We start from the raw sequence: 14191 nt of genomic DNA on the forward strand, positions 1-14191 counted from the left end.
GGGCCGGCGGGGACGCGCAAGAGTGCGCGGCCCCGCCGGCGTCCCCAGATGTCGGTTGATTTTGCAAATGCGAAGACATTAAATTGCGCTGCAATGTAAAATAACGAAATCGGGGGATCGACATGAGTGCGTTGAACGATGTGGTGATCGTCGCCGGTACGCGTACCGCCATCGGCGGATTCGGTGGCAGCCTGAAGGATTTCAGCCCGGCCGAGCTGGGCAGCATGGTGATAAAGGAAGCCATCGGCCGGGCCGGGATCGCGGCCACCGATGTGCAGCATGTGGTCATGGGACAGGTCATTCCCAGCGGCCCGCAGGACGCCTATCTGGCGCGTGTCGCTGCTGTGGAGGCCGGCGTCCCCGTGGCCTCTCCCGCCCTGACCCTGAACCGCCTGTGCGGGTCGGGCGTGCAGGCCATCATCTCCGCCGCCCAGATGATCAAGCTGGGGGAATGCGACGTTGCCGTTGCCGGTGGTGCGGAAAACATGAGCCGTTCGCCCCATGTCATGCCGTCGGTCCGTTGGGGCCAGCGCATGGGCGACGCCGCCGTGGTCGATGCCATGGTGGCGGTGCTGACCGACCCGTTCCACAAGATCCACATGGGTGTGACGGCGGAGAATGTGGCCGCCCGCCACGATATCGACCGCGCAGCGCAGGATGCCCTGGCGCTGGAAAGCCACCGCCGTGCCGCCCGCGCCACGGCCGAAGGTCGTTTCAAGTCGCAGATCCTGCCCGTGGAAGTGAAGGTGAAGGGCGGCACCAAGCTGTTCGACACCGATGAGCATTTCCGCCCGGATGCCAGCGAGGCGGACTTCGCCAAGCTGAAGCCGGTCTTCAAGAAAGACGGCTCGGTCACCGCCGGCAACGCCTCGGGTGTCAATGACGGTGCCGCTGCCGTGGTGCTGATGTCTGCGGCTGAGGCCGGCAAGCGCGGGGTCAAGCCGCTGGCCCGGATCGTGTCCTGGGGCCATGCCGGCGTGGAGCCGGAGGTGATGGGTCTGGGGCCAATTCATGCAGTGCCCATCGCGCTGGAGCGCGCGGGCCTGAGCGTGGCCGATATGGATGTCATTGAAAGCAACGAGGCTTTCGCTGCCCAGGCCTGTGCCGTCGCCAAGGTGCTGGGCTTCGATCCGGAAAAGGTGAACCCCAACGGGTCGGGCGTCTCGCTGGGGCATCCGGTCGGGGCCACGGGTGCCATCATCACCGTGAAGGCAATGTATGAGCTGGAACGCATCGGTGGTCGTTATGGCCTGGTCACCATGTGCATCGGCGGCGGTCAGGGCATCGCCATGGTGATCGAGCGGCTGTAACAAGCGCCTTTTCTTCGTCGGCGTCGGCCCGCCCACCGTCAGGTGAGGCGGGCCTTTTGCTTTCCATCTCTTTGCAGTCCTCTTCCGGCTTGATAGGAAAGGGGCTGCAACGAGAGGAAAAGTCCCATGTCCAATGTCATCGTCGTCGGCTCCATCAATTACGACATTCTGTCCACCATGCAGCGCGCGCCAAAGGCGGGTGAGACGGTGAATGGCGAGACGGTGCAACTGATGCCCGGCGGCAAGGGGCTGAACCAGGCGGTGGCGGCCGTGCAGCAGGGCGCGCCCGTGCATTTCGTCGGCAAGGTCGGTCGCGATATGTTCGGCGACCGCATCCTGGATTTCTTCAAGGACAAGGGGATCGAGGCCAGCCATGTGGGCCGGTCGGACAGCGAGGCGACGGGATCGGCCCTGATCCTCGTGGATGCCACGGCGGAGAACCGGATCGTGGTTATTCCTGCCGCCAACAAACATGTTGTTCCCGCCGATGCCGACGGGCTGGTCATCGCGCCGGGCGATATCCTGGTCAGTCAGTTCGAGGTGCCGCGCAACACCATCGCCGCCCTGTTTGCCAGGGGCCGGGCCGCCGGCGCCCGCACCGTGCTGAACGCTGCCCCGGCCCTGGACGACGCACCCGCCGGCCTGTGGGCCGATACTGATATCCTGATCGTGAACGAGACGGAGTTGGGCCATTTCGCCGGCGTGGAGGTGGCCGGGGATGCGGCTGTGACGGAAATCGCGACGGCAGCGCGGAGCCTGTTTCGTCGCGATGATCAGACGATCATCGTCACTTTGGGGGTGCGCGGCGCCCTGGCCGTGACGAAATCGACAGAATTCCTGGTACCTGGCCGCAAGGTTGCCGCTGTTGATACCACCGGTGCCGGTGATTGCTTTGTCGGCAGCCTGTCGGCCCGGTTGGCCGCAGGTAACGATCTGGCCACGGCCATGCGCTATGCCAATGTCGCTGCCTCCATCGCCTGCACCCGTGTCGGCACAGGCACCGCCATGCCGATGGCGGAAGAGGTACAGGCCGCCCTGCAATGACGGCGATGTAAAATTGTTTGGGCTTGCGGGGTCCGGTTCGCTACTCTGCCCCCATGATCCATCCAGGGGAGCCGGGCGATGAGCGATACCTATGTCACGCTCAAAATCCGTGAGGCGTTGAAGGCGGCTCAGGGCAGCCGCAGTCAGGCGCAGCGTGTGCTGATCGCCTGGGCGCTGGATGACGAGCAATTGCTGCGCGGTCTGTGCAAGCCCTTCCTGAAGGCCATCGCCGGCAGCGCCGTGGACCGCGTGGCCCGTGGTGGTGGCGCTGCCCCCACCGCGGTGCCGGCTCCGGGGCAGGGCGTGGTCCGTTCCGCCCGTGTCTCCTCCGGGCCGAAGAAGCTGCCGCCGCATGTACTGGACGCCATCATCGCCCGAATGGGGACGGGTGGCGGCGGTGCGGCTCCGGCCGATGACGGGCAGGAGCAGGCCGATAATCTGAAGGCGCTGGCCGCCGCTTTCACCCAGCGCAAGAAGCCCTGATGATACGCGGGCGGCGGCTTTGGCCGGTATTGTTGCTGCTGACAATGGCGGCCCTGCCGGTTCGCGCGCAGCAAGCCGAAGCAAAGGAGACCGCCCGGTCGGCAAGCTGCACACCGGGCAAGCTGGAAGTGCTGAAAGCCGTGACGGGCCGCCTGCCGGAAACCATCTACAAGATCACCTGCACCGTTCCCAAGGATATGGTGCTGGTGGTGCAATGCCGGGACAGGACCTGCACGATCCTGCGTTGAGCGCCGGTGCGACACCCGCACCGGCGGGGCAAAGCCAATCAGGCGACCTGGCTTTCCATCAGGGCGGCCGCGACCAGTTCGTGCCGGTGTTCTTCCAGATAGGAGACGACGGCACGATAGATGGCCAGTCCCATGCCTTCGACAAAACGCTCGCCCGGCGTCCGCAGCGCTGTTTCGCCTTCCACTTCCAGGACGGCAATCATGCGGTGATAGTCGCTGATACGTTCGCCAATGATCCGATCCAGATGGCGGGGCGGCAGCAGATGCCCGAAGCTGAGGATGAACATCAGGTCGGATCGCAGCTTGTCCGCCGACGGCGTCCGCGTCAGCGCCTGATACAGCGCATGCCGGCCAGCCGGGGTGATGCGATACATCTTCTTATCGGGGCGGCCGTCGCCATTGTGCGGCAGCATCACGATATGCCCGTCATCCATGAGCCGACGCAGCGCCGGATAGATGGAGCCGAAACCCGCGTCACTGAAATGGCTGAGCGGGCCCTCCTCGAACTCCTTGCGGATTTCGTACCCAGAAGCATCCGCCCGGCTCAAAACACCCAGGCACAAGGTCTTTACGTCAATCATCACACACCTGTCTGAAGTACCGCCACGATAAAGGTAGCGATGACTTAGTCAAGCGATGCATCGTACCGATATATGTCGGATCGCTAATCCGGTGGTTCACGCATGCAGAAGGATCAGATGAACCGAGATGCGAACCTCGACTCGACCCGTCTCGTCTGCCTGTCGGGTGAATTGCTGGCCGATGGAACGGTGCAGGTCCTGGGTCGCCACGGCGTCCAGCGACGCCAGACGCTGGGCGAATCCCATTTCCAAGGTCGGTCGCCAGAATGGCTGGTCAGCCGCCGCCATCTGACGCAGGTGCAGCGGTTCGAGACGGGCCATTGAAAATCCCGACTCGCGGGCTAGCGCCAGGATGGCGGCCGGGTCCGCGAAGCGGAACAGAGTGGACAGCATGTCGTCGGGATCAGCGCCGATGTGCGTGTCCAGCAGCGTGCCCAGCTGGTCAAACAAGCTGTTGTCGGCACGCGGACCCCATACCGCCAGCACGGCGCGTGCCCCCGGGCGCAGCACACGGCGCATTTCCAACAACGCAGCCTGCACGTCGGGCACGAACATCAGACCGAAGCGGCAGAAGATCACGTCGAACCGCGCAGCGGGAAAGGGCAGGGATGTCATATCTGCGCCGACCAGGTCGAACGACGACATCCCACGCCCTGCTGCCCGACGGCGCAAATGCGCCAGCATTGACGGGACCAGATCGCAGGAAATCAGATGCCCGTCGTGAAGACGGGACGCCAGGCTCAACGTTGGCTCCCCCACACCGGCAGCAACATCCAGAACCATCGAATCGGGCTTGACCCCAGACAGGTCCAGCATCGGAACATTGATGCGCGCCGCAGGATCCGCCATGCGCTCGGCCCAGCGGTCCCAAAGGTCGGCGCTGACAGTCCATCGCTGCTGCTCCGCCCTGGCGCTTATAGGGTCCATGATCTTGTCCTGCATTGGCTTCTGGTGCTGCTTTCGTGTCCAATATTGCCGGAACGACCGGCCACCACTGTGAAAAATCGACTATCCGTCGGGATATGGTTACGACTGAGTGGATTTTCAGGTTAATGCAACGTAAATGACCAGTTTGACCAAGCTTTCCGTACTGAAAACGACTGGGTTCATGCTTAAGGACACATGATCTGTGCTTGCATTTGACCGCGAGATAGCGATAGCTGTCTGTCGTCGGTTTCCACCCGGTTGCCGTTCCCCATCTGCCGAACCAATGTCCAAGCCAAGCTCCAGCGGGAAATTCTATCGCTTCGACGGTTTGTCCGTGCTGGTTGCGGATGATAACCGCTTCGTACGTTCGATCATGGTCACCATCATGAAGGCCCTGGGCATCGGCAAGGTGCTGCAGGCTGAGAATGGTGAAGAGGCTATGGCTATCCTGGATGTTGCTGCCCAGATGGACAGTTCGGTCGGGCGCGATGTCGACATCATCTTCGCCGATCATCTGATGGAACCGATGGATGGTGTCGGTCTGTTGAAGTGGGTGCGGGAGCACGAGAACGACAAGATCCGCTTTCTGCCCTTCGTGATGATGAGCGGTGAAGCCGATGAGGCGGCGGTCCGTCTGGCCCGCGACAGCGGTGTGACCGAATATCTGGCCAAACCGATGTCGGTGATCAATGTTGCCAACCGGCTGCTGTCCATTATCGACAAGCCACGCGCCTTTGTACGCGCCCCCAATTATTTCGGTCCGGATCGCCGTCGCCAGTCGCTGCCTTATGACGGGACCGATAAACGCATCATGAATCCCGAAGATGTGCGGGTTGTCGACGAAGGGGCTCATATGGTTATCGACAGTCAGCCGGGAAGTGTGGAGAATCCGCCAGCTATGAATGAAGGGGGGAGCCCGGGGGCGCAGGACGCGTCCGCTGAGGCGCGACGGGTAAGTGCATGAACGACGATACCAAGCAGGAGGGCAAGCTGCCGTCCGGGGTCGAAATCATCAAGCGGCCGAACAAGCTGCGGGAGAAGGTTGGGGGTACGCCGGATGGAAAGCCCGGTCGTATCGACCCGGCCTCCATCGCGCGTGCGGCCACGCATGTCTCCCGGATGTCGGACGCCCATATCGCCCAGACCCGCATCGATGTGACGGAGCTTCAGCAGGCCTATCAGCGGGCGATGACCGATGTGGAGAATCGCAGTCAGCATCTTCGCCGCGTCATCAAGATCAGCGATGGCATCATGACGCTGGGCAAGACGTTCGGCTACGACTTGCTGTCCGAATTCGCCAACTCCCTCAACCACTTCCTGGTTCCGCTGAGCAACCCGTCGGTGTCGCAGCTGCAGGTCGTCGGCCTGCATATCGATGCGATGCATGTTCTGGTCCGCGATGACATCAAGGGAGATGGCGGCCAGATCGGCCAAGCACTGGCTTTGTCGCTCAATATGGCTCGCGCCAAATTGGGGGCCCGTCGCACCAGTTGACTCAGCAATAGGCTTTCACAGTGCCGCACCCGGGGCAATTGGTGTGTTGGGAGTATTGTTTTTGTCTAGGCATTACGTTGGATCGTGATAAAAGGCGGTGTCGTTGCGTGGTGGGACGCCGGTATGCGGTGACTGCGATAGATGGAGATGGCTTTGCGTCAACCCTATTATGACAGCATCTTGCTTATCGAGAGGCTGCACCGCCATTTCCTGGAAGTGCTGAAGATTGAGTTGGATCGTTTGGGCATACAGGACATCAACAACGTCCAAAGCCTGATCCTTTATAATATCGGTGATGACGAACTGACTGTCGGTGAGTTGACGGCCCGAGGCTATTACCTGGGTTCCAACGTCTCCTATAATGTCAAGAAGATGCATGAGAACGGCTATCTGGCGCAGGAGCGGTCGGCCCATGACCGTCGTTCCGTGCGCGTGCGGCTGTCCGATAAGGGATTGACCCTGCGCAATCGAATCAGTGAGCTGTTCGAGCGTCAGGTGGAGGCGCTGGACCGCAACGGCCTGTCGGCAGACGAACTGGCCGCCGCGAACGAAACCATGCGCAAGCTGGAGCGGTTCTGGACCTCCTCCATGTCCTATGGTGCGTATGTCGCACCTGGCAGTCTTTGACGGTGGCCCCCGATGGCACGGCCGCCACTGACGGAGAATGACGTTCTGATCGAATTTCAGGCGATCGGCAACATCATGCGGGTCAGTGCGATCGATACGGCGACCAATACGGAAGTGGTGATTCAGGGGCCCGTCAGTGCGGGCCGGGCCACATTGGCCCGCAATGCCGTTGCCAAACTCAACTACATGCTGCGCAAAGCCCAGGAAAGGCGTTAGACGCCGGCTGGCATGGGGACGCAGGCTGCTGGCGCGACCATGATGTGCCAAAACTGACCGCCCCTGCCGCAACAGTTTCGCCAATAAAAAAGGCGGCTACCGCCGTGATGCGATAGCCGCCTTTTGTCTGCATCCGTACCGATCGTGTTCAGCGACGACGCGTACGGGAGTTGCCGCGACCCAGGCCAATCTGCTTGGCAAATTCCGAACGCTGCGCCGCATAATTGGGGGCAACCATCGGATAGTCAGGCGGCAGGCCCCACTTGGCCCGATATTCATCCGGGGTCATGTTGTAAGTCGACCGCAGATGCCGCTTCAGCATCTTCAGCTTCTTACCATCCTCCAGGCACACGATATATTCCGGCGTCACCGACTTCTTGATAGGTACGGCAGGACGCACCGGTTCCGCGGGTGCCTCAACCGGAGCATCCTGAAGACCTGACAATGTGCCGTAAACGGCGTTGATCACGTCAGGAAGCTGCTGCGTGGACAGCGTGTTCTGACCGACATAGGCGGAAACGATCTCCGTCGTCATCCGCAGAAGCTCGTTGACCGAAATGTCGTTGACCGACTGTTCCATGTTCCTACTGTTCCTGAACTGTATTTTTAGACGGTGGCGACAGATGGCATGTTGGTGCGAATGTTGTCAATCTTGAACATGCACATCGGCGATGAAAAATACTTTAGGATTTGTAACTTGTACAGTGGATAGCAAAAATTGTCGCATTTATGGGCACATAGCGCCCGACAGATTGTCACGCCGACAATGAATATGGCTTTGAAATCGTATCCAAGATATTTAGAAGCTTGATCCTGTTCTGGTTTCGCCGCCGGCTATCATTCGCCAGTGCGCAGGCTGGGAGCGAAATGCGACGAATCAAGGTGGTGGAGACATGGACGGACATCTGTTTCAAATATTTCTACTTTGAAATATTTAAAACGGGCAGTCTGCGGGCCAGGGGTGCTAGATCGGCAATGCCGGGCTGCTTCATTGCCGGGGACAGGAACTGGTGAAAGCATCACGCTTCTGGTAGGGTCTTGCCCGTCCGAAACCCACTATCGCTGGGTTTTCTGCCTGTTATCGTTGCTCCGGGGAGTGACCCGGGAAGGAAATGTTCATGGGTGCGCTGACCATTGCGATCGCCAGTGACCATGCCGGGCCGGAACTGAAGGCTTTGCTGGCTGAACAGCTGCGGGCCGCCGGCCATACGGTGCTGGACCTGGGCACCAACGGGCCGGAATCGGTGGATTATCCCAGCTTCGCCGACGCATTGGCCGCGGCGCTGGCCGACGGGCGCGCTGCCTACGGTGTGCTGATCTGCGGCACCGGCATCGGTATTTCCATCGCTGCCAACCGGCATCGGCATGTCCGCGCCGCGCTGTGCCACACACCGACGGAGGCGCGGCTGACCCGCCTGCACAATGACGCCAATGTGCTGTGCCTGGGCGCGCGCACCATCGGTGTGGAAGTGGCGAAGGATTGTGTCGCCACCTTCTTCTCCACGGAATTCGAAGGCGGCCGTCATGCCCGCCGTGTCGCAATGTTGGGCTGAAAGTGCGGTCGCCTCGAATACTTGCATTCGAAGCGTGAAGCGCATGATCAACACAAAGCCCGACCGGTACCAGAGGACCAGACGCACATGAGCATTCAGGGTTTCTTTTCCGATAATCTGGCCGATGCCGATCCCGATCTCTATGCCGCCATCCGCAAGGAGCTGGGGCGGCAGCAGGACCAGATCGAACTGATCGCGTCGGAGAACATCGTCTCCACCGCCGTGCTGGAGGCCCAGGGTTCGGTCCTGACGAACAAGTATGCCGAAGGTTATTCGGGCAAGCGCTATTACGGCGGCTGCGAGTATGTCGATGTGGCCGAAACGCTGGCGATCGAGCGCGCGAAGAAGCTGTTCGGCTGCGAATTTGCCAATGTCCAGCCGCATTCTGGCGCCCAGGCCAACCAGGCCGTGTTCATGGCGCTGTTGCAGCCCGGCGACACCTTCATGGGCATGGACCTGGCCGCTGGCGGCCACCTGACCCATGGTTCGCCCGCCAACCAGTCGGGTAAGTGGTTCAAGGTCGTTTCCTATGGCGTGACCCGCGACACCAACCTGATCGATTATGACGAGGTGGAAGCCAAGGCGCGGGAGCATAAGCCGAAGCTGATCATCGCCGGTGGCTCCGCCTATCCGCGCCAGATCGACTTCGCCCGCTTCCGCAAGATCGCGGATGAGATCGGCGCCCATCTGATGGTCGATATGGCGCATTATGCCGGTCTGGTCGCCGCCGGTGTCTATCCGTCGCCGCTGCCGCATGCCCATATCGTGACCACGACGACGCACAAGACGCTGCGCGGTCCCCGTGGCGGCATGATCCTGTCCAACGACCTGGAACTGGGCAAGAAGATCAATTCCGCCGTGTTCCCCGGCCTGCAGGGCGGGCCGCTGATGCATGTCATCGCCGCCAAGGCCGTGGCCTTCGGTGAGGCGCTGAAGCCGGAATTCAAGACCTATGCCGCCAGCGTCGTTGCCAACGCCAAGGTCCTGGCAGAGCGGCTGATTGCCGGTGGCCTGGACATCGTGTCCGGCGGCACCGACAGCCATATCGTGCTGGTCGACCTGCGGCCGAAGAAGCTGACGGGCAAGGCGGCTGAGCATGCGTTGGAAAATGCCGGTATGACCTGCAACAAGAACGGCGTGCCGTTCGACCCGGAAAAGCCGTTCGTGACGTCCGGCGTGCGTCTGGGCAGCCCGGCGGCCACGACCCGCGGTTTCGGGACGGCCGAATTCGCGCAGGTCGGCGACATGATTGTCGAGGTCCTGGATGCGTTGGCCGTCAGCAATGGCGACAACAGCGCGGCGGAAAGCCGGGTACGCGCGCGGGTACAGGAACTGTGCCGCCGCTTCCCGATCTACCCGACGCTCTGAGGAAGTTCACCCCCGGTTCCGGCCACAGGCAGGGACCGGGGGTTTTTGTTTGGCAACGACAATAATGACGGAGGGGATTCATGCGCTGCCCGTTCTGCGGGAATGACGATACCCAGGTGAAGGACAGCCGTCCGACCGATGACGGTTCCGCCATCCGCCGCCGGCGCTTCTGCCCGGCCTGCGGTGCGCGCTTCACCACCTTCGAACGGGTGCAGTTGCGTGAACTCTATGTCGTGAAAAGCTCCGGTCAGCGTGAACCGTTCGATCGCGAAAAGTTGCTGCGTTCCATGCGCATTTCCCTGCGCAAGCGTCCCGTGGATGCCGATCGTATTGACCGCGTCGTCAATTCCATCGTTCGGCAACTGGAAAGCAGCGGGGAGACGGAAATCCCCTCCACCCAGATCGGTGAGATGGTGATGAATCACCTCAACGGCATCGATAAGGTGGCCTATATCCGTTACGCGTCGGTCTATCGCGATTTCCGGGAAGCGTCGGACTTCAACCAGTTCGTGGAAACGCTGCGCCCTGAAAGCGCTGATTGACCGGAACCCGCATGGACGCCGCCCCCTTCACCGACGCCGACCGCGCCCATATGGGCGCGGCACTGGGTTTGGCGGCGCGCAATCTGGGCCGGGTCTGGCCCAACCCGTCGGTCGGCTGTGTCATTGTCAAAGACGGGGCTGTGGTCGGGCGCGGCGTGACCGCCCCCGGTGGCCGGCCCCATGGGGAGCCGCAGGCGCTGGCCCAGGCGGGAGAGGCGGCGCGGGGCGCCACCGTCTATGTCAGCCTGGAACCCTGTAACCATCACGGCAAGACACCGCCCTGTTCGGAGGCGCTGGTTGCCGCCGGTGTAGGGCGTGTCGTCGTCGCCTGCGAAGATCCTGATCCCCGTGTATCGGGCGGCGGTATCCGACGGCTGCGCGACGCGGGCATCCAGGTCGATGTCGGTCTGTTGGAACAAGACGCGCTGGACCTGAATTTCGGCTTCATCACCCGCATCCTGAAGGGCAGGCCGGGCGTCACCTTGAAACTGGCCACCAGCCTGGACGCGCGCATCGCCACCGTGACTGGTCACAGCCAATGGATCACGGGCCCGGAAAGCCGGGCACGCGGGCATCTGCTGCGTGCCAACCATGACGCCATTCTGGTGGGGATCGGCACAGTATTGGCCGATGACCCGGAACTGACCTGTCGCCTGCCTGGGCTGGAGGATCGTTCGCCCGTGCGCGTCGTGATGGACAGCGCGCTGCGTCTGCCCCCGACCGCCAAACTGGTGAAGGGGGCTTCCGATGTCCCGACATGGGTCATGACCAGCCCGAGCGCCGATAGCGAACGCGCTTCAGCGCTGGAAGGGGAGGGGGTACGTGTTATTCGGGTTCCGAATGGCACGGATGGTCGGTTATCCGTACCCAAAGCATTGTCTGCATTGGCGGAACTTGGCATCACCCGCCTGTTGGTCGAAGGTGGCGCTGCCGTCGCGACCAGTTTTGTGCGTGCGGATTTGGCTGACAGAATCGAATGGTTTCGCGCCCCGCTATTGATCGGCGGCGACGGCAAGGCTGCGATCGGCAGCCTCGATGTCGATCAATTGCGCGAAGCACCAAATTTCCGCACTGCCGACGATGTCCATATCAGCTTGCGGCGTTGACGACAGATCGATACCTGCCCCTATCGGTCATATTTCATGCTGACATGTTGAAAGCGGGTGAGCCGGATTTCATCGCTGTCCGACAGTTCACCCGATGCCAATCTCCAGATCACGCGAAATGAATGTTTGCCATCGGCGCTGTGAATGACCATGTCTTCATCGCGTGTCTGCCGTATACGGAGGCCGCGCCGATAAGGGCTATAGAAAATCCTATTTAATTTTGATTTCAGCCTTTCAAGGGCCGAAATGGCGCCGGCAACTACACTGTCGCCACTCTTCTCAATAAATCTATCAAAATCCCTTGCGCACTGCTCCGACATGTTCAGTTCCAGCATTTTCTAATTTTGCCCCACCATAACCGATCTTATTTTTTGCCTTTTCAATCAAGGCCGTTGTCTTCTCGACGCCAATGAACCGCTCAACAGGCAAGTCCCTGGGAGCGTCCTTAAGCTTCTTGATGTTGAGCATTTTCCCTCTGCCGGGTGAGTAAAGGCCAGTCGTGTTCTTCAACTTTCGCATCGATCAGCTCCTTATTGCCTTTTACCCGATCTGGTTGATTTAGGCAAAGCTTTCCCGCGCCAGTTTGGTAACGCCAGTGTCGCAATTACCTCTGATTTCGGATTATAGTCCCAGCCCGCTGCTGAAGGCAAGCGGCGCGCCCAAGGGGAGCAGAGGGGGGTATGGTGGTGATTTTCGTACCTAATATGGGAAATAAAACATATTGTCCGCGCTGCGAACTTTGCAAATATCACCTGTGTGGAGCCTATATTGTGATGCCGTCGCGCAATAAAATGGCGACGCGTCCTTGCGAGCCATGATGCAGGTCGGATCGCGGAACCTCGTGCGCGCACAAGGGGTTCCGCCATGCGCCCTGCGCATCCATCGCCCCCTCGCGTAAATTCCCGCCACGCCATAGGTTATGCGCCATGTTTACTGGAATCATCACCGATGTCGGCCGCGTCGTGGAGATCGAGCGCCGTGGCGACCTGAGATTGACCATCGAAACGCGGTTCGAGCTGGACCGTGTGGCCATGGGCGCGTCCATTGCTTCCAACGGGGTCTGCCTGACCGTGGTGGAGAAGCTGGCGAACGCCTACAAGGTCGATGTGTCGGCCGAAACCATCGCCAAGACCACGGTCGGTGACTGGATTGTCGGTACGAAGCTGAACCTGGAACGCTCCTTGAAGCTGGGGGACGAGCTGGGCGGCCATCTGGTCTATGGCCATGTCGATGGCGTGGCCGAGGTCGTGTCCGTCACGCCCGACGGCGACAGCCACCGCTGGCGCTTCCGCGTGCCGCAGATGCTGAAGCGTTTCATCGCGGCCAAGGGCTCCGTTGCGCTGAATGGCGTCTCCTTGACGGTGAACGAGGTCGAGGACGATGTCTTCGGTGTCAATATCATCCCGCATACGGCGGAACAGACGACCTTCGGCCTGATCGGGCCGGGGGCACGCATCAATCTGGAAGTGGATATGCTGGCGCGCTATGTCGCCCGGCTGGTTGGAAAGGACGCCTGAGATGACGCCCACGGAAACCCGCCTGACGGAAGAGGATCGGCCCGTGCTGAGCAGCACCGAGGAACTGATCGAAGAGGCACGTCAGGGCCGCATGTTCATCCTGGTCGATGACGAGGACCGGGAGAACGAGGGCGATCTGGTGATCCCCGCCAGTGCCGCCACGCCGGAAGCCATCAATTTCATGGCCCGTTTCGGTCGCGGCCTGATCTGTCTGGCCATCGACGGCGCCCATAATGAGCGCCTGCGCCTGCCGCTGATGGCGCAGCAGAACGGCACCCGCCACCAGACGGCCTTCACCGTTTCCATTGAGGCGCGCACCGGCGTGACGACGGGCATTTCCGCCGCCGATCGCGCCCGGACCATCCAGGTCGCCATCGACCCCAATGTCGACAGCCGCGACATCGTCACGCCCGGCCACGTCTTTCCGCTGTTGGCACGCGAGGGCGGTACGCTGGTCCGCGCCGGCCATACCGAGGCGTCGGTCGATTTCTCCCGTCTGGCCGGTCTGCCTGCGGCGGGCGTGATCTGTGAGATCATGAATGACGATGGCACCATGGCTCGCATGCCGGACCTGGTGAAGTTCGCGCAGCTGCACGGGTTGAAGGTCGGCACCATCGCCGACCTGATCGCCTATCGCCGCCGGACGGAGACGATTGTCGAGCGCAGCTATCGCACGTTCCTGGACAGCCATCATGGCGGCCGGTTCGAGATGATCGTCTATCGCAACCGCATCAGCGGGGCCGAACATATCGCCCTGGTCAAGGGCGACATCCATGACGGTGCGCCCGTGCCCGTGCGCATGCATGCGCTGAACATCGTCAAGGATCTGCTGGGCGACAGCCGCCACGGCCCCGTCGGCAGCCTGGAAGCCGCCATGAAGCAGATCGGCGAGGAAGGGCGGGGCGTCATCGTCCTGATGCGCGACGCGCAGCCCTTTTCCCTGGCCGACCGTCTGCGCGGTATGGATGACGGCAATGCCGAGCCGCAGGGTGAACTGCGCGATTACGGCATCGGTGCCCAGATTCTGAACGATCTTGGCGTCCAGCGCATGGTTCTGCTGAGCAATACCAAAAAGACGGTGGTGGGCCTCGAAGGCTATGGCTTGACCATTGTCGGCCAAAGGGCCATACCCACCCCCTTCTGATCCCTTGATCCCCGTCTGACAGGACAAGACC

At 61.4% G+C, this 14191-nt stretch carries 19 protein-coding genes; 14 read left to right on the forward strand and 5 right to left on the reverse strand.

What is annotated here, in order from left to right; genetic code table 11:
* Positions 1-122 precede the first annotated feature (122 nt).
* The 4 genes from bktB to ACODTW_RS20965 all read left to right on the forward strand — a co-directional run bounded on the left by bktB (position 123) and on the right by ACODTW_RS20965 (position 3085).
* The gene (gene bktB / locus ACODTW_RS20950; protein WP_488948027.1) at positions 123-1310 is read left to right on the forward strand and encodes a beta-ketothiolase BktB; all 1188 of its coding nucleotides are present in this window, start codon (positions 123-125) and stop codon (positions 1308-1310) included.
* Between the two features lie 126 nt (positions 1311-1436).
* The gene (locus ACODTW_RS20955) at positions 1437-2354 is read left to right on the forward strand and encodes a ribokinase (protein ID WP_488948028.1); all 918 of its coding nucleotides are present in this window, start codon (positions 1437-1439) and stop codon (positions 2352-2354) included.
* Positions 2355-2432: 78 nt separating this feature from the next.
* Complete coding sequence (locus ACODTW_RS20960) at positions 2433-2837, forward strand: hypothetical protein (RefSeq protein WP_488948029.1); 405 nt, start codon at positions 2433-2435, stop codon at positions 2835-2837.
* Entirely contained in the window at positions 2837-3085 is a 249-nt protein-coding gene (locus ACODTW_RS20965; RefSeq protein ID WP_488948030.1) for a hypothetical protein, read from the forward strand. The genes ACODTW_RS20960 and ACODTW_RS20965 overlap by 1 nt, the downstream gene beginning before the upstream one ends.
* Positions 3086-3123: 38 nt before the next feature.
* Here ACODTW_RS20965 and ACODTW_RS20970 read toward each other — a convergent pair whose 3' ends face one another.
* Positions 3124-3666 carry a PadR family transcriptional regulator gene (locus ACODTW_RS20970; protein WP_488948031.1) on the reverse strand — a complete coding sequence of 181 codons (543 nt, stop codon included), beginning with the start codon at positions 3664-3666 and terminating at the stop codon, positions 3124-3126.
* 96 nt (positions 3667-3762) lie between these two features.
* On the reverse strand, positions 3763-4608 hold the full coding sequence (locus tag ACODTW_RS20975; protein ID WP_488948032.1) for a class I SAM-dependent methyltransferase: 846 nt from the start codon (positions 4606-4608) through the stop codon (positions 3763-3765).
* 187 nt (positions 4609-4795) lie between these two features.
* Between ACODTW_RS20975 and ACODTW_RS20980 the strand changes: the two genes are divergently transcribed.
* The 4 genes from ACODTW_RS20980 (at position 4796) to ACODTW_RS20995 (ending at position 6930) form a co-directional block, all read left to right on the forward strand.
* On the forward strand, positions 4796-5557 hold the full coding sequence (locus ACODTW_RS20980) for a response regulator (RefSeq protein WP_488948033.1): 762 nt from the start codon (positions 4796-4798) through the stop codon (positions 5555-5557).
* On the forward strand, positions 5554-6087 hold the full coding sequence (locus ACODTW_RS20985; RefSeq protein ID WP_488948034.1) for a hypothetical protein: 534 nt from the start codon (positions 5554-5556) through the stop codon (positions 6085-6087). Before ACODTW_RS20980 ends, ACODTW_RS20985 begins: the two co-directional genes overlap by 4 nt.
* Positions 6088-6240: 153 nt before the next feature.
* Positions 6241-6714 carry a MarR family winged helix-turn-helix transcriptional regulator gene (locus tag ACODTW_RS20990; protein WP_488948082.1) on the forward strand — a complete coding sequence of 158 codons (474 nt, stop codon included), beginning with the start codon at positions 6241-6243 and terminating at the stop codon, positions 6712-6714.
* A gap of 12 nt (positions 6715-6726) precedes the next feature.
* Positions 6727-6930, forward strand: coding sequence for a DUF6898 family protein (locus ACODTW_RS20995; RefSeq protein ID WP_488948035.1), 204 nt, complete (start codon positions 6727-6729; stop codon positions 6928-6930).
* A gap of 148 nt (positions 6931-7078) precedes the next feature.
* Here ACODTW_RS20995 and ACODTW_RS21000 read toward each other — a convergent pair whose 3' ends face one another.
* Complete coding sequence (locus ACODTW_RS21000) at positions 7079-7510, reverse strand: Ros/MucR family transcriptional regulator (RefSeq protein WP_488948036.1); 432 nt, start codon at positions 7508-7510, stop codon at positions 7079-7081.
* A 538-nt stretch (positions 7511-8048) separates the two neighbouring features.
* Here ACODTW_RS21000 and rpiB point away from each other — a divergent pair.
* The 4 genes from rpiB to ribD all read left to right on the forward strand — a co-directional run bounded on the left by rpiB (position 8049) and on the right by ribD (position 11499).
* Positions 8049-8483, forward strand: a complete 435-nt coding sequence (gene rpiB, locus ACODTW_RS21005; protein WP_488948037.1) for a ribose 5-phosphate isomerase B — start codon at positions 8049-8051, stop codon at positions 8481-8483.
* A gap of 87 nt (positions 8484-8570) precedes the next feature.
* A complete protein-coding gene (glyA, locus tag ACODTW_RS21010) occupies positions 8571-9851 on the forward strand; it encodes a serine hydroxymethyltransferase (protein ID WP_488948038.1) in 1281 nt (426 codons plus the stop codon).
* Positions 9852-9931: 80 nt separating this feature from the next.
* Positions 9932-10393, forward strand: coding sequence for a transcriptional regulator NrdR (gene nrdR, locus ACODTW_RS21015; protein ID WP_488948039.1), 462 nt, complete (start codon positions 9932-9934; stop codon positions 10391-10393).
* Between the two features lie 11 nt (positions 10394-10404).
* A complete protein-coding gene (gene ribD / locus ACODTW_RS21020; protein ID WP_488948040.1) occupies positions 10405-11499 on the forward strand; it encodes a bifunctional diaminohydroxyphosphoribosylaminopyrimidine deaminase/5-amino-6-(5-phosphoribosylamino)uracil reductase RibD in 1095 nt (364 codons plus the stop codon).
* A 20-nt stretch (positions 11500-11519) separates the two neighbouring features.
* On the opposite strand, the gene ACODTW_RS21025 is transcribed toward ribD, so the two are convergent.
* Positions 11520-11834 (reverse strand): hypothetical protein, encoded by a 315-nt coding sequence (locus ACODTW_RS21025; RefSeq protein WP_488948041.1) that lies wholly within the window; start codon positions 11832-11834, stop codon positions 11520-11522.
* Complete coding sequence (locus ACODTW_RS21030) at positions 11791-12018, reverse strand: hypothetical protein (protein WP_488948042.1); 228 nt, start codon at positions 12016-12018, stop codon at positions 11791-11793. Before ACODTW_RS21030 ends, ACODTW_RS21025 begins: the two co-directional genes overlap by 44 nt.
* 407 nt (positions 12019-12425) lie before the next feature.
* Here ACODTW_RS21030 and ACODTW_RS21035 point away from each other — a divergent pair, with 407 nt between their 5' ends.
* Positions 12426-13016, forward strand: a complete 591-nt coding sequence (locus ACODTW_RS21035; protein WP_488948043.1) for a riboflavin synthase — start codon at positions 12426-12428, stop codon at positions 13014-13016.
* Position 13017: 1 nt separating this feature from the next.
* On the forward strand, positions 13018-14160 hold the full coding sequence (ribB, locus tag ACODTW_RS21040) for a 3,4-dihydroxy-2-butanone-4-phosphate synthase (protein ID WP_488948044.1): 1143 nt from the start codon (positions 13018-13020) through the stop codon (positions 14158-14160).
* Positions 14161-14191 lie beyond the last annotated feature (31 nt).

The organism is Niveispirillum sp. FG148, assembly GCF_057809655.1.